Annotated in this window: 13 protein-coding genes; 5 read left to right on the forward strand and 8 right to left on the reverse strand. The window is 45.5% G+C overall.

Features of this window, described 5'->3' with window-relative positions:
- Positions 1-337: 337 nt before the first annotated feature.
- Positions 338-850, reverse strand: a complete 513-nt coding sequence (locus QUB77_RS18185; RefSeq protein ID WP_333175468.1) for an adenine phosphoribosyltransferase — start codon at positions 848-850, stop codon at positions 338-340.
- A gap of 203 nt (positions 851-1,053) precedes the next feature.
- Between QUB77_RS18185 and QUB77_RS18190 the strand changes: the two genes are divergently transcribed.
- Positions 1,054-2,220, forward strand: coding sequence for a pyridoxal phosphate-dependent aminotransferase (locus QUB77_RS18190; protein WP_333175466.1), 1,167 nt, complete (start codon positions 1,054-1,056; stop codon positions 2,218-2,220).
- 160 nt (positions 2,221-2,380) lie between these two features.
- On the opposite strand, the gene QUB77_RS18195 is transcribed toward QUB77_RS18190, so the two are convergent.
- Entirely contained in the window at positions 2,381-3,154 is a 774-nt protein-coding gene (locus tag QUB77_RS18195; RefSeq protein ID WP_333175462.1) for an RNA polymerase sigma factor SigF, read from the reverse strand.
- 462 nt (positions 3,155-3,616) lie between these two features.
- Positions 3,617-4,459 (reverse strand): photosystem II manganese-stabilizing polypeptide, encoded by an 843-nt coding sequence (locus tag QUB77_RS18200; protein WP_333175460.1) that lies wholly within the window; start codon positions 4,457-4,459, stop codon positions 3,617-3,619.
- A 401-nt stretch (positions 4,460-4,860) separates the two neighbouring features.
- On the opposite strand from QUB77_RS18200, the gene QUB77_RS18205 reads away from it, so the two are divergent.
- Positions 4,861-5,223, forward strand: a complete 363-nt coding sequence (locus QUB77_RS18205; protein WP_333175458.1) for a hypothetical protein — start codon at positions 4,861-4,863, stop codon at positions 5,221-5,223.
- Between the two features lie 67 nt (positions 5,224-5,290).
- On the opposite strand, the gene QUB77_RS18210 is transcribed toward QUB77_RS18205, so the two are convergent.
- Positions 5,291-6,946: a calcium-binding protein gene (locus QUB77_RS18210; protein WP_333175455.1), complete on the reverse strand. Its 1,656-nt coding sequence runs from the start codon at positions 6,944-6,946 to the stop codon at positions 5,291-5,293.
- Between the two features lie 68 nt (positions 6,947-7,014).
- Here QUB77_RS18210 and QUB77_RS18215 point away from each other — a divergent pair, with 68 nt between their 5' ends.
- Positions 7,015-7,161: a hypothetical protein gene (locus tag QUB77_RS18215; RefSeq protein WP_333175453.1), complete on the forward strand. Its 147-nt coding sequence runs from the start codon at positions 7,015-7,017 to the stop codon at positions 7,159-7,161.
- A gap of 103 nt (positions 7,162-7,264) precedes the next feature.
- On the opposite strand, the gene QUB77_RS18220 is transcribed toward QUB77_RS18215, so the two are convergent.
- Positions 7,265-13,078 carry an AAA family ATPase gene (locus QUB77_RS18220; protein WP_333175451.1) on the reverse strand — a complete coding sequence of 1,938 codons (5,814 nt, stop codon included), beginning with the start codon at positions 13,076-13,078 and terminating at the stop codon, positions 7,265-7,267.
- Between the two features lie 170 nt (positions 13,079-13,248).
- Positions 13,249-14,235: an AEC family transporter gene (locus QUB77_RS18225; RefSeq protein WP_333175449.1), complete on the reverse strand. Its 987-nt coding sequence runs from the start codon at positions 14,233-14,235 to the stop codon at positions 13,249-13,251.
- 212 nt (positions 14,236-14,447) lie between these two features.
- Here QUB77_RS18225 and QUB77_RS18230 point away from each other — a divergent pair, with 212 nt between their 5' ends.
- Both QUB77_RS18230 and QUB77_RS18235 read left to right on the forward strand, forming a co-directional pair.
- Positions 14,448-16,979: a VWA domain-containing protein gene (locus QUB77_RS18230; protein WP_333175447.1), complete on the forward strand. Its 2,532-nt coding sequence runs from the start codon at positions 14,448-14,450 to the stop codon at positions 16,977-16,979.
- Between the two features lie 196 nt (positions 16,980-17,175).
- The gene (locus QUB77_RS18235) at positions 17,176-17,520 is read left to right on the forward strand and encodes a hypothetical protein (RefSeq protein ID WP_333175445.1); all 345 of its coding nucleotides are present in this window, start codon (positions 17,176-17,178) and stop codon (positions 17,518-17,520) included.
- A 207-nt stretch (positions 17,521-17,727) separates the two neighbouring features.
- Here the strand turns inward: QUB77_RS18235 and QUB77_RS18240 are convergent, their stop codons facing one another.
- Together QUB77_RS18240 and gyrA are read right to left on the reverse strand one after the other, a co-directional pair.
- The gene (locus QUB77_RS18240; RefSeq protein ID WP_333175442.1) at positions 17,728-19,020 is read right to left on the reverse strand and encodes a ribonuclease D; all 1,293 of its coding nucleotides are present in this window, start codon (positions 19,018-19,020) and stop codon (positions 17,728-17,730) included.
- A 235-nt stretch (positions 19,021-19,255) separates the two neighbouring features.
- Positions 19,256-21,967 carry a DNA gyrase subunit A gene (gene gyrA / locus QUB77_RS18245; RefSeq protein WP_333175440.1) on the reverse strand — a complete coding sequence of 904 codons (2,712 nt, stop codon included), beginning with the start codon at positions 21,965-21,967 and terminating at the stop codon, positions 19,256-19,258.
- Positions 21,968-22,029: the final 62 nt, after the last annotated feature.

Genomic DNA, 22,029 nt, shown 5'->3' on the forward strand with positions numbered 1-22,029 from the left:
AATGACTCATAAATACCAGCATAACCTCTATTATCTGTAGGGTGCGCACTGCGCACCTTACCTACTGAACAATTGAAGAATTGTGAATGACTCATAAATACCCGCACAACCTCTATTATCTGTAGGGTGCGCACTGCGCACCTTACCTACTGAACAATTGAAGAATTGTGAATGACTCATAAATACCCGCACAACCTCTATTATCTGTAGGGTGCGCACTGCGCACCTTACCTACTATCTGTAGGGTGTGCACTGTGCACCTTACCTACGCAGAATCTCTATTATCTGTAGCCAGTAGTTTTTCTTCAGCAGTTAACTGTAGTTAACTATTAACTGACTAATACTCCACTAGCGTAACAATTGGCACATCGGGCAATTTCTGCCTCCCACCCAAACCCTGCAATTCAATGATAAAAGCAAAACCGACAAGCTCGCAGCCAGCTTGTTCCAACAATTTAGCCGTCGCCGCCGCTGTTCCGCCAGTGGCGATTAAATCGTCCACAATCAGCACCCGGCTGCCGGATGTCATCGCATCTCGGTGCATCTCCAGTCGATCGACACCGTACTCTAACTCGTACTCAGCAAAATGAACCGCACCGGGCAGTTTCCCCGGCTTGCGGACAGGAATAAAGCCTATTCCCATTTTATAAGCCAAAGGCGCGCCAAAGATAAAGCCCCGCGATTCCATGCCCACCACATAGTCAACAGACATTGCAGAGCATTTTTCCGCTAAGCTGTCAATGGTGTAGCTGAGCCCTTGCGGGTCGCGCAGTAAAGTTGTAATGTCTCGAAACAGAATTCCCGGCTTTGGGAAATCAGGAATGTCGCGAATCAGAGATTTGAGATCCATAAGCTTGCAGATCGGGGTTGAGGGTAACGAGGCATCAAAAATGGTACAATAATAACGTCAATCGATTTTAAATTTTAAATTTTAGATTTTAGATTTTAGATTTACTATATGTAAACAAATGTCATAATTTCCTAACAACAGGGTTGAATATCAACATTTGTCACCCTATGATCGAAAGTCAAAAATCTAATATCTAAAATCCAATGATTAAGTTGGCAGCACGAGTGGGTGAGGTTTCTCCTTCTATAACCTTGGCGATCGCCGCTAAGGCTAAAGCTATGAAGGCCGAAGGGATTGATGTCTGTAGTTTGAGTACGGGAGAACCCGACTTTGATACGCCCGAACACATTAAAGCAGCGGCAAAACAAGCTTTAGACGCGGGGAAGACTAAGTACGGCCCTGTGTCTGGGGAACCGCAGTTAAAAGCTGCGATCGCCCGCAAACTCCGCGATGACAATAATCTCAACTATCAACCGGAAAATATTATTGTCACCAACGGCGGCAAGCATTCCCTCTACAATCTGATGATGGCTCTGATCGAGCCTGGAGAGGAAGTAATTATTCCGGCTCCATACTGGCTAAGCTATCCTGAAATGGTGAAACTCGCTAGCGGCAAGCCAGTAATTGTACAGACTGATGCTTCTACAGGATATAAAATTACACCGGAACAACTGAGTCGAGCGATTACTCCCAAAACCAAGTTATTTGTACTGAATTCGCCTTCTAACCCGACGGGAATGGTGTATAATTCGGCGGAAATCAAAGCATTGGCCGAGGTGATAGTCGATCGAGATATTTTAGTCGTTGCTGACGAGATTTACGAAAAAATTATATATGACGGCGCCCAACACGTCAGCATCGGTTCCCTAGGCAAAGAAATCTTCGCTCGCACCCTGATTAGCAGCGGTTTTGCTAAAGCTTACTCGATGACAGGCTGGCGAATCGGTTATTTGGCCGGGCCGATCGAATTAATCAAAGCCACCAGCACCATTCAAGGTCACAGTACCTCAAACGTGTGTACTTTTGCACAGTACGGGGCGATCGCAGCTTTGGAAAGCAGTCAAGAATCTGTCGAAAAAATGCGCCTAGCTTTTGCCCAAAGGCGTCAGGTAATATTTGAATTACTCGATGCTGTCCCTGGAATTAGCTGTATTAAACCAGACGGTGCTTTCTATATGTTTGTCAACATTAGCAAGACTGGAATGAATTCTTTGGAATTTTGCGACGCTTTCTTAGAACAGCAGCAAGTAGCAGTTATTCCGGGGATTGCGTTTGGTGCAGACGACCATATTCGCTTGTCTTACGCCACCGATTTAGGCACAATTAAAAAAGCCGTAGAAAGGCTCGATAAATTTGTCCGCAGCATCTAAAAATTAGTCCGTGGGCAGTAGTCAGTAGTTATTAGTTGTCATTAGTGAGCGATGATTAGTTATTAGTTATTAGTTATTAGTGATTAGTTATTGGCAGTAACTGACAACTGTCAACTGTCAACTGCCCACTGCCAACTGTCAACTGTCAACTGTCAACTGACTAAAGCTGTTTAGTCATAATCTCTTTGAGCAAATCCAGCCCTTTCTTAACTCGCCGAGAAACAGTCACCGCACTGATACCCAAGCGTTCAGCCGTTTCTTTCTGCGTCAAATCGTAGAGAAAAACAAACTCCAATATCTCGCGAGTCCGTTGTTCCAACATAGCCAAAGCTTGCTGTACGCGAATTTGATCCTCTTGCGCCAACTGAAAACTCCGATACTTGCTATCGGGCACCAATTCTCCCAGACAACTAGCCCCCTCATCTTCATCTTGCACCGGCGCGTCCAAACTCAGAGGCGATCGGTTGAGATGGGCCAACTTAATTTCTTGCCATTCTTGCACAGAAACCTCAAGGACTGCTGCTACTTCAGCATCCGTAGGTTTGCGGTTTAACTGCACCTGCAAATCCTTGATGGCTGCTACTGATTTGCGTTCCAGGGACTGCCAGTGGCGGGGAAATCGCACAGAAGGGCTTTTGTCCCGCAAGTAGTGTTGAATTTCGCCCCGTATGTAGGGAATTGCAAAGGAACTAAAAGCGTGTCCCTTGGCGATATCAAACCGCTCGATCGCCCTAATCAACCCAATACATCCGACTTGCAGCAAATCGTCGTAGCTTTCACCGCACTGGTTGATCCAATGGTAAACTTCTTTTCTGACCAGTCCAATATTCAGTTTAACTAACTGATTGCGGATTTCATTCGATCCAGAAATTTGGTACTCGCGCAACAATTGCAAATTTTCGCTTTTTAGCTCGTTCGGCACTGTGGTAGACATGGTGACATAAGGGTTGGTAGAGCAGAGGACTGAGGTTGCTTTAGATCTAGTTTCCAGTCTAGTCTAAAAAAATTCACTTTTAGGTATTGTAATCCTAGCACTCAATAGGTGTGATAGCGGACACACCACTTGATTTTTCGGAAGGTGAACGGATTTAGCGGGATTATCAGAAGGTTTTCGGCATCAGGCAAACTTTTACCAGGTAGAAGGCCTTCGACCGAATCCCCAATTAAAGCAGGTTTTTTGAAAAATATCTTATAAGCTGAAAGCGCTTTGAATACAATACTTTAATTAATAAAAAATCCCAACTTCATAACTTGCCAATGACCACAATTCAATCATAAATTTAGTCATTAGTCAACAGTCCTAAGTTATGTTGCTCGAGACTGTTGGCTAATGAAGAGCGAGCAGGAGCTTTACAGCCAGAAACTGCTCAAGTTCGATCGATCTAGAAAGCCAATTTTACGATACAGAAGGCTCAATGCGAGCGTAAAATAAACCCCGAATTTTCACGTCAAGAGCCGGTCTAGCTCCCAAATCAGTATCAGAAGGCTGCGTGCTCTCAAAAATCCCGCCAACTTCGCCAGTGGCGCTGTTGACTTTAGCAACTTGGAGAGAAATTTTGCCCGCCTTGGTGCGAGTGTCAGCTACCTTAACATTAGCCCGCACACGTTTGGAATTGTCAGAAGCCGGAAGGGCTACAGCATTGTCGTAGCCAGTCGCTACCCCGCGAGCTTTAGGGTCTAAAAAGCCTGCGCTGCGGTAAGAAGGAACGTTAAACTCCCCTCGCAAATCAGTGGAAGTATTGATAGCAACCACTCCCGGTTCGGAACTGGCCACTAGCTGTTTAATGGTAAACAAGAAAGGTACTTGCTCTCCGCCCGGTAATTGAATCGTAATAGCTTGAAAATCCAAGCCGTCTTCTTCTGTGAAAGTCAGAGTTCCGTCAGTACCGACCTTAAGCGTACCTTGAACTTGGTCAATGCTCGACGTGAACCGTGTCAGCAATTTACCAGGCACAAATTCCGCTTCTTGGCGTTTGTTTGCTGGTTCTTCCTTCACAAAATAAGTTGTGGGCTGCAAACACAAACCAGTCAGTTTATAGGTGGCGCCCGCTTCAATGGGGATCGATCCCCGAGAAGTTTCTGCCAAGCTAGGGCAGTTATTAGCCAAGCCAGTACCTCTAATCTCGTCGTAGGTAAGCAACTCGGTAGTCGCCACCGTCGAGTCAGGAGCAGAAGAACAAGCAACCAGCGCACTCATGCAAAATGCTAAAAGTGCAACAATTAAAGCACGATATTTCATTGCCAACCTCAATATCCAACATCGGATTATATTAAGAAAAAGCCCTACTTCGAGCAAAATATAATTGCCCGCCGGCAGGCTAGGCCAGCGCTTAGGGTAGCATTTAGATCCCGATCGCTCGCTTCACCGACACCGGCATTGACTCAAAAAATCAAGCTAGTGCGCCGTGAAAATAAGCATGAACTTATGATTTCTCAATCATGTTCGGATCGCAGCCCAATACACATGGTACGACGGGTTGTGCTCTTTTCCTGACTTGGACTGCAAATTAATATTGCTTAAGTCAACCTACTTAAGTTACTTTGCTTATGACCCCGAATGGCGATCGCGACTAGCTCGATTAGTCGGTTGACCAAAAGGCTGGGGACAAAGGCCTTGTAGATTTCAAAGGAAGCAGCAGTATGGACAACGGCAAAGATTTAGAGTCAGAAAAGTTGCAGTCTCAAATGCAATCAGTGACAGAGGCGATTCGGACTTTAGCCGAAAGTTGTCAGGGAGACAGTCTGCTGCTTTTGGCCCTGCTGCGGAGGCTGGAAGCTTCGCACCGGGAAATTCGGGACGGTTTGTTTCAAGCGTCTTTTCCCGACAACCGCCAAGCACTTTACAAACTGCTCAGGAATATTGAAGCCAATGGCGGCTGGCCTTACATCCACCGCATGAAACTTCGATCGCTCTTGGGGTACAGCCAACAATTATCTCCCCTACAAGATTCTCCAGCCGAGTCGCCAGAAGACTCGGCCGAAACTCCGCAGGACGTTAAATAGTTTTGAGTGATGAGTTTAGTGAGTTTTACATTAACTCATAACTCATCACTGAGCTGCGCGATCGCGCCTATAACCCATAAGGTGTAGGAGGTAAGGGTATCGGGTTCGGCACCGTCGGGAATATCGGCGTCTGGCCGGGCATTGGCAATAGTCCGGGAGCCTGCGTCGGGGCGATCGAACTAATTGACAGCAGGGGCGAATCAGCATCAGGCACGCTAACAGTCGGCGGAATTGGAATCCTCGAAGCAGTCGGCGTCGGAGTTGGTGCTGCTGTCGGCGTCGGAGTCGGTGCTGCTGTCGGAGTCGGAGTCGGTGCTGCTGTCGGAGTCGGAGTCGGTGCTGCTGTCGGAGTCGGAGTCGGTGCTGCTGTCGGAGTTGGAGTCGGTGCTTCCGTGAGAGTCGGCGTCGCTTCGTCCGTGGAAGTTGGAGCCGGAGCTGGACTTGGAGACGGAGCTGGAGTGGGAGGTACAGTTGAATCTGTAGTTGAAGGTGAAACTAAATCTGTAGTTGGAGTTGGAGGATCTGTAATTGTGCTTGTAACTGTAGTTGTAGTTGTAGTGGTAATCGTGGTTGGTCTGGGAGTAGCCGTCCCATTCACAGCGATAAAATCATTCGCCTCGATCAGCGCCGCCGGAGTGTCGATCAAAATTGCTAAAAGCTTGCCGTCGAGCGTCGTAATTACTGTATCCCTGACATTTGCACCGTTGCCTTGCCGAACTTGCAGTTGAGCGAAAGATAAATTGCTCGGCAGTCCAAAGAAATCCTCTGTGTCATTGTAATCAGTAATTAAAGCCAGACTGCCAGGCCCGGCTCCCAATCCAAAGACATCGCTGCCGCTGCCACCAGTCAGAGTATCCGAACCCTCGCCTCCGATTAAAGAATCATTACCCTCTGCCCCAAATAAATTGTCATTGCCGAAACTGCCCAAAATGGTATCGTCGCCGATACCTCCTGCCAAGGAGTCATCGCCAAAACCGCCGTCGATACCATCATTACCTTTGCCACCAAACAAAAAATCATTACCTTCATCTCCCAGTACCGAGTCGTCGGCTTCATCGCCGCGAAGGGTATCGGAACCGCCACCGCCAAAAACTGTATCGTCAGCCTTGCCGCCGAAGATCTGGTCATTACCAGCGTCTCCGAAGAGCGAATCGTTGTCGGCATTGCCGTACAAAGTGTCGTCACCGTCGCCGCTGGTCAAATAATCGTTGCCGCCACCGCCCAACATTTGATCCCTGCCGCTACCGCCGTCGAGAGAATCGTTCCCCAAATCCCCGTAGAGAAAGTCGTCATCAGCATTCCCGAACACGGAATCGTCGCCGTCAGCCCCTGTGAGCGTGTCGTTGCCAGTACCGCCGGCAATCACATCAAAGCCTCCGTTGCCAAAAACTAAGTCGTCCCCCGCGTCTCCCACCACGCTGTCTATGCCGTCGTTGCCTTCGAGGATGTCGTTGCCCAAACCGCCGCGAATCGAGTCGTCGCCGTTCCCGCCGGAAGCAAAATCGCGGCCTTGGTTGCCAATGAGTTCGTCATTTCCTTCACCGCCAACCAGCGAATCTGCTCCGTCAGCTCCAAGAAGCTGGTCGTTGCCGGCGTCGCCCTCTAGGGTGTCATCTGCTCCCGCACCCAGGAGCGAGTCATCGCCATCTAAGGCGCGAATTCGATCGCTCAGGGGAGTTCCTAGAATAAAGTCGTTGCTGTCTGTGCCGATCAGATTTGCCATACGGGATACACCGCTCCTCAATAAAATAAATTGTTTGAAATTATGTTAATCACCTTCGTGACAAGGGATTGCTGCTTGCCTACGTTAGCATAGTTGAGATTTTGGGGATCGGGTCTGGGGCGCGGGAAGTTTTGCCCGTGTCCGCAGTTGCGATCGGGGCTGGTATAATTGCCGATCGGCAATCTAATTTAGTTATTCTGGCTTTTTTCAAATAGAAATTACTCGATCGCACTTAAGGAACGCAAACTCGACAAACGAAATGATGAAGACTGAAAAATGAATAACCTTTTTCATTAGTCAACAGTCAACAGTCAACTTTTATTCGGTAATAGGTAACAGGACCTCAAATTCCGTTCCTTGCCCCAAGGTAGAATTGACATGAATTGTTCCGCCGTGGGTCTCGACTACAATCTGGCGGGCGATCGCCAATCCCAATCCCGTTCCTTTTCCTACTGCTTTGGTCGTAAATAAGTGGTCAAATATCTTTCCTTCTACTTCTTCACTCATTCCTTTTCCATTATCAGCAATGGTAATTTTTACGAAATTATCTGCCGTTGAAGTGATCACACTAATTTGGTTAAGATTGCCTTTAATTTCAGCAAAGCTTCGTCCAACATTCGACTCATCCAATGCGTCAATGGCATTAGCCAAAATGTTCATAAATACCTGATTGAGTTGTCCGGGGAAACACTCTATTAAAGGTAAATTGCCATAGTTGGTAATCACTTCAATGGCGGGACGTTGGTCGTTGGCTTTGAGGCGATGCTTGAGAATTAAAATGGTGCTGTCAATGCCTTCGTGAATGTTGAAAGGAACTTTATAATCTCGATCGGCACGAGAGAAAGTACGTAAACTGGTGCTGATATTTTTGAGCCTCTCACAGGCCGTAGACATCGAATCCATTATCTTAGGTAAATCTTCTAAAGTATATTCCAGATCGATTTCTTCGGCATGGTCTATAATTTGTTCGCTCGGATTGGGGAAAGTTTCTTGATAGAGTTGCAAGTGTTCGAGCAACTCGGCAATCGTAGGTTTAGTTTCAAGGAGACTAGCAGAAATAAAGCCCAAAGGATTATTCATTTCATGCGCCACACCCGCTACTAAATTACCTAAAGCTGACATTTTTTCACTTTGGACGATTTGTAATTGGGCGTTTTGCAAGTGGTGTAATGCTTGTTGTAATTCCACTGATTTTTGCTCGAAGGCAAGTTCTGCAATTTTGCGCTCGCTAATATCAATCATCACGCCATCCCAGACGATCGAGCCGTCGGCTTGCCGTTCCGGTCGTGATGCCGCCTGCACCCATTTCACAGTGCCAGAGGGCGTAACGATGCGCCATTCCTGCTCAAAACGCGTGAGAGTCTCGGCAGAATGGATGAACGCCTCAGTCAGAGCTGGGCTATCCTCTGGATGCTCCAGCATCCGAAAATCTATGATGCCTGCTAAGAAATCTTGGGGTGGCACTTCATATAGAGCGGCACAGCCTGGACTAACGTAGGGAACTGAAACAGAACCATCGGGAGCGAGGCCGATCTGGTAAATTATGCCAGGAAGATTATCCGCCAGCTTTTGAAAGCGGGCTTTGCTGGCACTCAGTTCTGCTAGCATTTCTTGGGCTTGCTCGTAAAGTCGCGCATTTTCTAGCGAAATTGCCGCTTGAGCGCAAAGTAGATTCAGCAGTTCGACGCGATCGCTCGTAAATGCCCCTATTGCTAAACTATTTTCCAGATATAAAATGCCCATCAACTTGCCTTGATGCAAAATCGGACTGCACAAGATACTATGAGGCTGTTGACGCATGATATACGGATCGTTGGCTAAAGTAGGATCTGCTGTCGCATTCACCAGCACAACAGCCTGATTGTTGTGCAAAACTTTATAAATTAACTTTAGGGGAATTTCCTGACTCTCCTCAACCGGAATCCTCTGCAACACAACTGGGTTTGTTCCTTGGGTAATTGAGCCTTTAATTAGCAAGCGACCGTCTCGTAGCAGTGTTAATACGCATTTATCTGCCCCCGCATTTTCGATGACAATGGAAAGCAACGATGAAAGCAGTTTGGAAAGTTCGATTTCGCTGGAGATAGCTTGGGAAGCTTTGAGAATGGCTTTGAAATCTAGGCTATCTGAGATACTGGTGCTAGAAGTGGCCGAACAGGTGGATGTGACAGTTGCTAATCGGAAGATGGTTTCGTCAGTGGAAAGGGGAGAACGGGTTTGTTTTAATATGGGGGCAAGTAATTGGGGATAGCGTTTTTCCAGGTCGGTGGCTTTGGCTTTTGCACCCCAACGAGCGTAGCAATAGTAGGCGTCCTGCATATATCCGGCTGCTACTTTTTCTTTGCTCCATTCAAGGTAGAATTTAGCGGCGAGTTCGTTAGCAAGTGCTTCTTCTTGGATGTATTCGTTGGTTTTGGCTGTGGCGATCGCTTTATCGTACAACTCTATCGCTGCGGTTTTTTGTCCTAATACTCGGCATCTTTCCGCTTCAACTAAATCAAATTTATGCTGGTAATTCATGGGTGCATAGTGCGCCCATTGCTGTAACCGGGTTTGGTTTTTTGTTACACTCTGCAATGCTGCTGATGTTTCATCTAATCCAGGATTCAATTGTGCCAAAGTCAGCAGAGAATCATAAAGATAAAATACTGGTTCGGTGACTAACCCTGCACCAGCCATAAAATAGCTCCTGACTTCAACAGCATGATTTTTCGCTGGCTCAATTTCTCCAAATAAGAAACAAAGCAGCAGTTTATACAAATGGAAAATATACAATCCATATCCATCATTGGCGGACTGTAGCTGCTGGAGAAATTCTGTTTCTTCAAGGGCTTTTCCAGATAAAAGGGTGGGACGTTCTGCAAAACCTAAGAGATTTAAAACTGGCTGCCAATAGATCCGGCTATAATTTGCGGTTGTCAATTGATTTAATTGCATCAAACTATGGCAGTAGGCGCTAATATCCTGCTCTAAGGTAGCCAGGGGTTGACTGCACCAAAAAGAATTGAGACAAAAAGTGTGCCCATTATATCCAGCCATTACCAGGTTTCCAAATTCTAGGGCACTGGTATAACCCTCTTGCAAGAGTGGTAGTGTTTCTTTAATGTGAGATTTGCGGTGTACAATAAATATCCCCAAGATCATCAAAACATCTGTTTTACTCGCTTTGGCATCGAGTTTTGAAATAATCTGGAGTCCCAGGGAACCAAATTGCGATCCTGTATCTACGGCTTGTAAGAAATTGCAGAGAATACTGCCATAGGTGGCATAGCCTAAAGCAGAAGTTGATGTGTTACCGTACTGGATTGAGAGTTTAACGGACAAACTATTGAGCAATGGGTACAGCGCAGAGCCAGAGAGGTAAGCTGCTGGGATTATGATATTGACCATCTTCAGAATAGCGAGTTTTTCTGCATCCCTCATCTCAGGCAAGTTAACCAAATCGGCAATTTCCCTATCTCCAATGAGTTCCTCAATCTCTTGGATTTCCTGTTGAAAATTTGATGGTGTCGGTGTTTCAGGAAAGGCGACACCAAGCTGTTGTAAGACTGGTTGGGCTATCGCGATCGCTGAAGTTAATTTACTTTGGAAAATATGAGATTGAATTCTAATGCAGTAAACATTCACCTTTTCTAGTAAGGAATGTGCCTGCTTAATGACAGTATCAATGAACTGTTCCATCGCCTCAAAATTACCATTTAGCAGTGCTATTTCCGCCGCTAATTCATGCAAGGCGAGGGTCATTTCATACTGCTGCTGCCAATTATTTTCTTCCCACAAAGACAAGCCCACTGTGATATATTCGCGCGCTGCTTGATAGGCGGTGGAATTTTTGGCTTTACGACAGGCAATCAGATTAAGTTGTGCTAGTTCATCTCGTTTAGTTTGTTCGCTAATTAAAGCCGTGCCGTAATTTAATTGATTGACGATTTCAAAAATCCGGTCTTCTCTTGCTTGTGCGGAAATCTGTTGCAGCAGCAATTGTCCGATTTGGTAATGAGTCGTCTGTTTTTGGTCATCTGGAATCAGGGAATAAGCTGCTTGCTGTACTCGGTCATGTAAGAATTTATACGTAACGATCGGTTGATTTTCCGATGTACGTGCTTGATTTTGTTGCCCGATATAAAACTTATAAACATCACCAATCGGTAAAATCAACCCTTCTTGCAAAGCTTTCCACAAAGCCGCAGCCGTCTCAATTTCCGATTGCTGCGAAACAATCGCCAAAGTTGCTAAATCAAAACAGTTACCAATACAAGCAGCTAACTGCAAGACATCTTGAGTCGAGGGCGGTAATTTTTGCAGTTGCCAACTCATAAAAGTTACAACGTCATCTGTAACTGCTTCAGCCGTCACTTCCGATATATCGCATTGCCAACAGCCTAACTCAAAGTCAAATTGGATTAATCCATCTTGATGCAATGCTTTGAGAAACTGTGTGGCAAAAAACGGATTTCCTTTGGTTTTTTGATAAATCAATACAGAAAGATGCCATGCTACATCTTCCGAACATTTAAGCGTGTCAGCCACTAAGTTATTTACTTGCTCTTGACTCAGCGGTGCTAAAGTAATCGTATTAATCTTTGCTTGTGATTTAGCAATTTCATTCAAACTCAACATTAATGGATGTGCTGAATTGACTTCATTATCGCGGTAGGCACCCATTATGAAAAGATGACTTGTATCAGCCATTAATAGCTGCATTAACTTGAGCGATGCCGAATCTGCCCATTGCAAATCATCTAAAAACATGACTAATGGATGTTCTGCACTGGTGAAGACTTGCGTAAATTTTTGGAATAATAAATTAAAGCGATTTTGTGCCGCAGTTCCTGATAGCTCTATCGCTGGTGGTTGTCCACCAATTATTCTTTCGAGTTCAGGAATAACTTCAATAATTATTTGACCATTTTCGCCAACAGCCTCTAAAATTTTAGTTTTCCATTGCTGAATTTGGAGATCGTTTTCGGTTAATAATTGCTCCATCAAATCCCGGAAGGCTTGCACGAAGGCACTGAAGGGAATATTGCGTTGAAATTGGTCATATTTGCCTTTAATAAAATAGCCGCGTTGTCTGACAATCGGTTTATGCACTTCGTTGACAACGGCTGTTTTGCCAATTCCAGAAAACCCAGCTACCAGCATCATTTCTGTTGCACCTTGACTGACTCTATCAAATGCTTGTAGCAGGGTTTCTACTTCAGCTTCTCGTCCATAGATTTTGTCGGGGATGAGAAAGCGATCGCTCACATCTCTTCGCCCAATTTCAAAACTCTGAATTTCCCCAGTTTCTTTAAGCCGATCTAAACATTTTTCTAGATCGGTTTTCAGTCCTAAAGCACTTTGATAGCGGTCTTCGGCATTTTTAGCCATCAATTTGCTGACAATCTCTGAAAGTACAGATGGAATTGGTGGGTTAATTTCGTGTACTAAGGGTGCTGCTTTGGCGATATGGCAATGTACTAATTCCATCGGGTCATTGGATTGAAATGGCAACTCTCCTGTCAATAATTCGTAGAAGGTGATACCAAGTGAATAAAAATCAGTCCGGTAGTCAATTCCTCGGTTCATTCGGCCGGTTTGTTCAGGAGAAATGTAAGCAAGTGTCCCTTCTAAAACATTAGGATTAAGCAGGGTTTGGGTTTCTCGTGGCAATAAAGATGCAATACTAAAGTCGATTAATTTGATTTGTTTGGTTTCCGGGTTAATTAAAATGTTGCTGGGTTTGAGGTCTTTGTGAATGATGCGTTCTCGGTAGAGAATATTTAAGGTGTGGCATAGTGCGATCGCCATTTGCAAAAACTCGCTTAAATTGAGTAGAGTTTCCCCTTGTTGAGTCCATTCTTTGAGAGAAATTCCCCCGAAGTCTTCCATTACCAGCGCATAGCTGTTTTGGTAGGCTTCTAAGCTGTATGTTTGGATGATTCCGGGCAAGTTGAGGTTTTTGGCGATCGTATATTGATTGCGAAATTGCACGAGTTCGCTAAAGGTGGGATACTGGCTATCCAAGACTTTGATCGCGACGGGCAGTTTGTCCTGAATACGGAAAGCTCGATAAACCTGGGTGCGAGTTCCTGAGTAAATGCGATCGATCGTTTGATAACCTGTCAATGTAAAATCTTGAGTTTTCATATTTTTTTTATTATCTGCCTCATGGGCGGGCTGTTTGTAGCTTAACAGAAGGGAAGATAGTTTCCAACTCCTGTAATAGTTAAGTATAATTAATATGATCTAAATCGCTGGTAATTGTGATTTAAGTCACTCAAAATTGCCTTGTTAAAAATAAACCAATCCACTTTTATTTAAAAATTAAATACCCTCATCCATATTGGAATAGTGAATAATAAACTAACGCAGCCGAGGCCGATCGCAGTTACGGCTAATTCGCGATCGAGATTAAAAGCTTCTGCCAACAATGTAGTACCAAAAGCAGGAGGCATCGCCATTTGCAGCACTAGCACAAGTCGCGGCGCGCCCGCGATCCCCAAAAACGTTAATCCCGTGCCAATTACCAAGGGAACTAACAGCATTTTAATCGCAAGACAAGCCAAAACAGGTTTGAGGTTGTGCAAGGAATTCAACTTGCTCAACTGCATCCCGATCGTAATTAAAGCTAAAGTAATGACAGTCCAAGCGCCTGTTGTTAACAATTCTGCGATTTGTGCCGACAGCGGCAAGCTGCGCGAGACAAATCCTATACCAAAAGCCCACAGTGCCGGATTCTGAAAAATTGCCCGCACCGGACCTAACCAACTCTGACGGCGATCGCTTTTACCGCAGTGAGAAGCAATAGCAACTCCCACTATATTAATTGCCATGCCAGTGCCTAGCAAGTCGTAAAACAACGCCCAGGCAAAGTATTCCGAGCCTAATAAGGACAAGGTGACGGGAATGCCTAAAAAACCCGTATTACCAACCATCGTTGCCAATAAAAAGCTGCCTTGAGTTGGCAAACTCCAAGCGGTGTTTTCATCCGGGCTAGTTTGGGTACTCCGATTAAGAGTCTTGAAACGTTCCTCGCCTACCCCAAAATTTATCAAAATCCAAGCGAGTCCTCCACCTGCTAGAATTGCCGCCCAAGCTATCAGCGGCGCCATCCAAATAGCGCCCGACAAATTGGCCCGGCGGATAAAAGCAACAATGCTCAATGGCGTGCCAAAAAAGAAAAGAAACTTGGCTAAATATGTAGAATAGCTTCTTGGTAGCAGGCGGCCGAGAAAAAATCCCAACGCCACCCATCCGATCAGATTTAGATAAAGTTTGAGCAGCGGATTTTCTAAATAAAGCATGATTTAGTAAATATTTACTAAATATTTACGCAGATCCACTACTTTTGCCAAAAAAGCCCACTTTTACCCTACCGCCGCAGTTTTCCGTGGCACCGCAGCCCTAAATATTAATGCTTATTCAGCCTCGCAGATAATTTTCCACACAGGCCTTGACATCCACAGAAGCGCGTGTAATGATAAAGTTGAGGAATTAATCAACATAGGTCAAAACTATGGCACGGCAAGCAAAACAATCATCTCAGGTCAAAACTTCCAGCAGCCAAGCAGCCTCCAATACTCGCACCAAATTTACCCTCTACAATTTTGCCGGAAACGCAAAGGCCTTCTATCTAGTCGAGCGCATTAATTTAGAAAGAACACCAGGCGATATCCCCGAAAAATCCGTCGCTCACAGCATCATCATCATCGACCGTTCCGGCTCAATGTATTATGAGTTAGAACCGCTGAAAGAAACCCTCATCAAGCTTTTGACATTAGACGAATACAATAATTACCAGCTAATTGTCAGCCTGATTTCCTATGCGAGCAATCGGGACGTAATTTGTCATTTCCAGCGAATCCCCATTCAAGAAGTGCTGAAGTTTGACTCTCAATACATCAAAGAAATTCAAAAAATTCACACGGCTGGAGCTACCTGCATATCGCAGTCGATGCTACTCGCGAAATCTCTGGTTAAAGCGGGAGAAATGACAGCGATCAATTTGCACACAGACGGCTATGCAAATGACCCAAGTCCCAATTCGGAAGCTGCAAAACTAGGGGAAATTTGCGAAGAACTCAAAGACATGGATGTGTTTGCCAACACGATATCCTATGCCTCGGCTGACTTCAAACTTCTCTCCAAAATCGCTAACACATTATCGGGAAATTGCATCCGCGCTGGCGAAGTCAAAATGGTTTATGATGCTCTTTACGACAGCACAAAACTGTTAGGCTGTTCCGTTGCACCTCCGCTGGAAGAACCGTTAATTAAGGAATACGATTATCAAGTTTTTGTTTCCCAAAGTGGCAAAAAAATCAACGGTTCATCGAGCACGCTGAAAATCTGCGGGCTGAAAGCAGAGGATCGGGGACTGTTTTACAAATATCAGAAAATCTCCAAAGATGAGTATGACAAATTAGATGTTCCCGTTGCTCAAACTGATGAGTCGGTGTTTGCTTTTGCGAAAGCTAACCTGGCTGACGGCAATTTAAATACGGCTAAGTATGCGCTGGCGAGCACCTTCGACGCTACTTTGACGGAAAAACACGCGAAAGCTTTGACAAATGCCCAAATAGCCGAGTTTACGGAAGATTTGGAAGAGGCTGTTTTTGCGCCTGATGTTTTGAAAAATCATGAAATTGGCGATCGCGTAAAAGTCAGCGATAAAATTTCCCTGCTGGAGTTAATCAAGATATTGGAGGAAAACAGCAACAGCATCATCATCAACTTGAAACACTTGCAAGAAAATTATCAGCGAAAAGGTTTGAAGCGAATTGAAGGAAAGCGAGACGAAAACGGCAACCTTGTCAAGCCTTGGCTGAAAACTGAATTCTTAGATGGTGGCGAATACGTGCAAATGGGTTCATTTGCCATCAATCAAAATACCGCTACCATCAATATGCTGATTACCCGAAAAGCTAAGCTGGTAAAAGTTGAGGATGGAACTTTAATCGCAGAAGTGGCGGGGATTCTAGTTACAGACCTCAATACTTTCAACAATTATACCATTGTCAGCGACGGCGAAGTTAATATCAAGTCGCTGCGAACCAAAATCAGCAGCAAACCAGTGTTTGATTTGCTCAAAAAATGCGGTATCCTTGAAAAAGACGGTTTGCCTGTACAAGAATTTGACTTCCATTCAGAGTACGATATTAAGTTAGAAACTTTGCCCCTCGTGCCTTTTGACGGGCGTTACGGCAGCCTTGACGGAGTGTTTGAGGAACTCGCAGAAATCAAAATTCTCTCTAGCATTCTCTCGGCTCATTTGAAGGAGGAATCCGAGGCTTACACTGCGGAACAATTGGAAGAATTGAAACAGCATTATCTGTCAAAAAACCTTTACATCAATTTTCCGACGACGACGGAATACACAGATTTAAAAAGTGCGATCGCCCACGGTTCAGTAGATTCGCGAGTCAGCTACAAAATCGACATCGGCAGCAAAAACATCCTCAACTTCGGCAAATTGCACTCTGCCAACAAATTTCTCGATCGCTTTTATGAAGTTTACCACAAAAACACGGGCGAAAAGCTAGCAAAACCGACCTTTGACATCACGTTAGATGAGCCTGTTGTCTTCGCACACAAAACCCTGTCATCCCGAACAAAAATCACCAAAGTTGACGACTTGATGAAACTGATTTTTGATGAGTTTTTGGGGTTGGAGGATAACGGAATTGTGAGCGCTACTTTAGCCAAAGTGGGTGCAGATAGTTTGCTGCGCCTTTTGCAAGCAAAATGGCAGGAAGAAGATGTCAAGCGAGAGGAGTTTGTCGCTGCTTTAGCTAATGCAAACGAGCGACTGGAAGCTTATGCCGAAAAAGTGTACGGGGAAAAAGTTTCACCGCTGGTTTTCTATATCGGTTCTACCGGACTTATCCCGGATGAAATGGAGGCAAAAGCGGCGACTGCTGAGGAAATTAATTCTAAATACGGCAACTTACAATTTTCTAAAGATGAGCAAGAGGGGATGTTTTTTGAAGTGGGAGACTGCATTATTAGCGTCTATGCTAAGAATGAGTATTTCACGGTAGGTAAGTAGGAATTAGGGTGGGCTTTTGCCCACCTTGGTTAAATAAGCTGTGGAGCATTTAAATTGGAAATTCGGGACAGGCTAGAAGCCCGCCCCACAAGAGTTGTATTGATTTTTGACACACTGTTTAAATGTAGAACAGCTTATGGCTGATTGAAATTAACCGCAAAAGCGTAGTCGATGGTAACAAATAAGGTAAAAAAATATGGATACACCACCACTGCCACAACCAAAACTCGATCGCACACCGATCACCTTTGACCAATACGCAGCCTACACACCCGAAAAGCTAGAACTGCGGCATGGTTTCTATAACTATGGAGGGCAAGACTTTACAGGTTTTTATCTTGCAGTATTAGCAAATATGGGGTTACGGGAAGCTGTTCGTCATGTACCGCTTTCACTATGGCTAGAAGCAATTCAAGAGTTAGCTTTGCAAAATCCTAAACTCAACTTTGATACTGAAACTGGGGAAGCTATGCTTAACAGCTTGAACCGAGGATTGGAAGATTTGCAAGCCGTTGCAGACTACTTGGAAGAACAAGGTTAGGATCGCGAATTAAATAACTTGCAATTTTAATTGTTTTTGTGGGATGGGCGTCCCGCCCGTCCAAAAAAGGCGGGCGGGACGCCCAACCCCTACTCCCCACTTTCCTTGTGTAGCTATTTAATTTTCATTCCTTAGTCGCGGCACAAACAGCAAAAATGAAACGCAATTTGTTTATACTGTAGGGGCGGTGCCCCCGTGCCCGCCCTCTTAAAACGGAATTTCCTCATCTTCATCTTCCACAGTCTTAGCCGTCATCCGCCAACTGGTAATATACTCAATTTGCACATCAATTTTGTTAATAGCTTCCCCTAACCGCTTTTGGATGTATTGAGTCAGCGTCACCATAAAATCTAACTCAACTCCCACAGATAGCGCAAGTTTTGCCAATTTAGCAAAATCTACCTTCAAAATCGAGGAACTGGATAACTTAAAATGGGGAGTATTTTCATGATTTTGCACCAACATTGCTTTTTTAATGCGCTCTTTCAGATGCTCAACTTCAGAATCCAGCAACTTCCATTCGGGCAAAATTTCTTTGTACCTTTCCCCCAATGCAGTTAAATCCTCACTCTCCGGTTCTGGCGCAACTTTCTTAGTAGATTTTCGCCGCTGCTGTACATTAGAATTCAACCGCCAACTAGCAATATCCTCCACTTCCAAAGATGGATCAGCGATGAGTTGACCTAACTGTTTTTGAATTTCTTTCGTCAGCGTTACCGGAAAATTTAACTCAATTTCCTCAGTTTGCGTCAGTCTTGCTAGCGTCATAAAATCAACTTTCATCGTTATCGAACTGGAAAGCTCAAAATAATAACTATCTTTGAGCTTTTGCGCCATCATCCCCGCTTTAAATCGTTCTTTGACTTCAGCGATTTCTGAATCTAGCGGCTTCCACCGAGATTCTATTTCCTGATATTTTTCGCCCAATGCTGTCAAGTTTTCCGTGGCGGGTTCGGGGTAACATTGGGCAAGGATTTCTACCAGGCGGCGATGCACTCCAGCTAAATAAACCGCGTCCATCTTGGCATATTCTAGCTGCTTCTCGGTCAGGGGACGCTTGCCCCAATCGCCGCTTTGTTCGGTTTTATCAACATAAGCAATGCCGCAAAGTGTTTCTATTAAAGTTTTGAGTTGCCGATTAGGTAAGGGCAGAATGTAAGTCGGAATCTTTGTCACCATTTTCAATGTGCAAGTGACATTTTGAGCGTCGTCATTGCCTAGAAATCGGATGTCATAGCTGGCGTTGTGCAAAACTTTTTCAATATCTGGATTGACCATGATTTGGTTGATGAAATCTTTTGCCAATTCTGGTTGATCCAAGACATCTAGTAGAAAAGTGGCATCTCCCGTCGCATCTGTGGAGTCAGCTAACACCTGAATCAGAGATAATCTGGGGTTGGATTTATAGTCTGCTATTTCTGTATCCACCCACAGGATTTTAGCTTGGGAAAATTTACCGATGAGTGCTTTGATGTCGTTTGCTGCGGTTAAATAAGGCATTTTTATAGACTTTTGCTATTAACTTTTTGATTCTATTATGCTATAGCAATTCTCGGCTAGATTGTCAACGATTTAAGTGCAGGACACGGCAATGCCGTGTCCCTAGAGGTATTTTTTCATAATTAGTATTAAATGTTAACCAGTCTTGGAGGCAGAAACCGGGAATAGACGATCGCATTTTTACAATTCAGCAGTAAGGTACGCAGCGCGCACCTTACAAACTATTAACCTATGACTATTCTGCCACTTCCTCAGATTCGGATTCTTCGGCCGATTCTTCACCAGCAGGCGGCACTAAAGCCACAGCTACGATCGAATCATCCTCGTCCAACCGCTGCACCCGCACGCCCGTTGCTGTGCGCGATTGGGTGGAAATTGCACTCACAGCCTGACGGATAATAATACCTCGGTTGGTAACGATCATCAACTCGTCATCTTCGTTGACAATTCGCAGGGCCGCTACCTGATCCTTACCCTTTTTCGACTTGAATTTAGTAGCTGTCAATCCCTTGCCGGCCCGTCTTTGCAGGCGGAATTGAGAAACTGGAACCCGCTTGCCGTAGCCGTTGGTGGTGATTACCAACACCGAAGGAACTTCGCTGCTAACTGTCGGAATTTCTTCGGCATCTTCGCCTTCAATTCCCTCGGCTTGCATGTCTAGTTCTTCGTCTTCCAATTCCGCATCTTCTGTTTCCAATCCAGCAATTTCTGCTCCTTCAAATTCCGAGTCTTCAGTTTCTAATAGAGCAATTTCTGCCCCTTCCAATTCCGAGTCTTCAGTTTCCAATTCAGCAATCTCGGCAACAATTGAACTGGGCAAAATGTCCATGCTGATCAACTCATCGCCCGATCGCAATTTCATCGATTTTACACCCCGCGTCGCGCGGCCGACTGGGCGCAACTGTTCGTGATTGGTGCGGAAATGAATTGCCATGCCTTGGCGCGTACCGATGATAATGCTGTCACCCACTTTTGCTCTCCGTACCCAGCGCAGTTGGTCGCCTTCTTCTAGAGAAATCGCGATTAATCCATTAGTGCGGATGTTGGAAAAAGCTGAAAGTGCGGTTTTCTTGATGTAGCCGCCGCGAGTCAACATTACCAAGTATTCTTCGCTGGTGAATTCTGTGACTGACACCATAGAAGTGATTTTTTCTTCTATAGGAATCGGCAGCAGTTGCACCACCGGAGTGCCGCGGGCTGTCCGGGAACAGACGGGGATTTGATAAGCTTTGACAGAGTAAACTACGCCCCTGTCGCTGAAGAACAAAACGCTATCGTGATCGCAGCAGGAAAGGAAATGTTCTACTCCGTCGTCTTCTTTCATTTTCGCGCCTGCTTTGCCGCGAGTAGCGCGACTTTGGGCCTCGAAAGTGCTGACAGGCATCCGCTTGATGTAGCCTTGCTCTGTGATCAGAATAATTGCTTGTTCGTTGGCAATTAAATCTCTTTCATCGATTTCTCCTTCGGCGTGTTCGATGACGCTGCGTCTAGGAGTAGCGATTTTGGTTTGGATTTCGACTGCTTCAACTTCGGCGATTTCTAAGATGCGTTCTCGGCGCGCTAAGATATCTTCCAAATCTTCGATTTTAGCTCGCAGTTCTTCGTGTTCTTGCTGAATTTTTTGCGCTTCTAATGCTGTCAAACGCCGTAACTGCATTTGCAGAATTGCATCGGATTGCTGTTCGGAAAGACCGTAATTATCCATCAATTCTTGTTTCGCTGCTGCGGAGTCGGCAGCGGCGCGAATTAGGTGAATAATTGCATCTAAGTTTTCTAGGGCAATTAATAACCCTTGCAGAAGGTGGTCGCGTTCTTCTGCTTTTCGGAGTTCGTATTGAGTCCGGCGAGTAATTGTCTCAATGCGGAAATCTAGGAAGACATTGAGGAATTGGGAGAGCGTAAGTAGTTGGGGTTCCCCGTTTACTAGCGCTAACATATTGGCTCCAAAGTTGGCTTGGAGTGGTGTTTGTTTATAGAGGTTGTTGAGGACGACGCGGGGATAGGCATCGCGCTTGAGTTCGATCACGATCCGCATTCCGTCTCTGTCGCTTTCGTCGCGAATGTCGGAAATTCCATCTAATCTTTTGTCGTTGACAAGTTCGGCAATTTTCTCAATTAGGGCTGCCTTGTTTGTTTGGTAAGGCAATTCGGTGATAATAATTGCTTCTTTGTCGGGGCGGCCGGGATGTTCGATGGTTTCAATGCTGGCGACTCCGCGCATTGTAATCGAACCGCGACCGGTGGTGTAAGCATCGCGAATACCGCTTCTGCCCAGAATTTGCCCTCCGGTGGGAAAGTCCGGGCCGGGGATGTACTGCATCAATTCCAGGTCGGTAATTGCTGGATTGTGGATTAGTGCTACTAAACCGTCAATTATTTCGCCTAAATTGTGTGGCGGAATGTTGGTTGCCATCCCTACAGCAATCCCGGAGGAACCGTTGAGCAAAATTTGGGGGATGCGTGCCGGGAGTACGAGGGGTTCTTGCTGTGAACCGTCGAAGTTGTCGCCGAAATCAACTGTTTCGGAGTCGATGTCGCGCAGCATGGAGTCGCTCGTCAAAGCTGTGAGGCGACATTCGGTGTACCGCATGGCAGCGGGTGGGTCGTTGTCAACGGAGCCGAAGTTGCCGTGGCCGTTGATCAGGCGTTCCCGCATGGAAAAATCCTGAGCCATCCGCACCAGGGCGTCATAAACCGCTGTATCTCCGTGCGGGTGATACTTGCCCAGCACCTCCCCCACGACGCGGGCGCATTTGCGGAAAGGTCGATCGGGAGTCAAGCCCAATTCGTTCATGGCGTAGAGAATGCGTCGGTGAACGGGCTTGAGACCGTCCCTGGCATCTGGTAGCGCCCGACCGACAATTACGCTCATGGCGTATTCCAAGTACGATCGGGACATCTCATTACCCAGATCCGTCGGGATTATCCGCGACTCAGAGGTGCTCATAGGTTGAAAAACTCCGTTAAAAATTTAAATTTGACCGCTATAAATCTCAAAAATGCGATAAA

Source organism: Microcoleus sp. AT9b-C3, assembly GCF_036705485.1.
GTDB lineage: Bacteria > Cyanobacteriota > Cyanobacteriia > Cyanobacteriales > Microcoleaceae > Microcoleus.

Bases quoted from the DNA above. Each gene is read 5' to 3' on its own strand.
- QUB77_RS18230 (WP_333175447.1), top strand. From the start codon at position 14,448: ATGGCACGGCAAGCAAAACAATCATCTCAGGTCAAAACTTCCAGCAGC.
- QUB77_RS18205 (WP_333175458.1), top strand. From the start codon at position 4,861: ATGGACAACGGCAAAGATTTAGAGTCAGAAAAGTTGCAGTCTCAAATG.
- QUB77_RS18225 (WP_333175449.1), bottom strand. From the start codon at position 14,235: ATGCTTTATTTAGAAAATCCGCTGCTCAAACTTTATCTAAATCTGATC.
- QUB77_RS18190 (WP_333175466.1), top strand. From the start codon at position 1,054: ATGATTAAGTTGGCAGCACGAGTGGGTGAGGTTTCTCCTTCTATAACC.
- QUB77_RS18200 (WP_333175460.1), bottom strand. From the start codon at position 4,459: ATGAAATATCGTGCTTTAATTGTTGCACTTTTAGCATTTTGCATGAGT.
- gyrA (WP_333175440.1), bottom strand. From the start codon at position 21,967: ATGAGCACCTCTGAGTCGCGGATAATCCCGACGGATCTGGGTAATGAG.
- QUB77_RS18235 (WP_333175445.1), top strand. From the start codon at position 17,176: ATGGATACACCACCACTGCCACAACCAAAACTCGATCGCACACCGATC.
- QUB77_RS18220 (WP_333175451.1), bottom strand. From the start codon at position 13,078: ATGAAAACTCAAGATTTTACATTGACAGGTTATCAAACGATCGATCGC.
- QUB77_RS18195 (WP_333175462.1), bottom strand. From the start codon at position 3,154: ATGTCTACCACAGTGCCGAACGAGCTAAAAAGCGAAAATTTGCAATTG.
- QUB77_RS18185 (WP_333175468.1), bottom strand. From the start codon at position 850: ATGGATCTCAAATCTCTGATTCGCGACATTCCTGATTTCCCAAAGCCG.
- QUB77_RS18240 (WP_333175442.1), bottom strand. From the start codon at position 19,020: ATGCCTTATTTAACCGCAGCAAACGACATCAAAGCACTCATCGGTAAA.
- QUB77_RS18210 (WP_333175455.1), bottom strand. From the start codon at position 6,946: ATGGCAAATCTGATCGGCACAGACAGCAACGACTTTATTCTAGGAACT.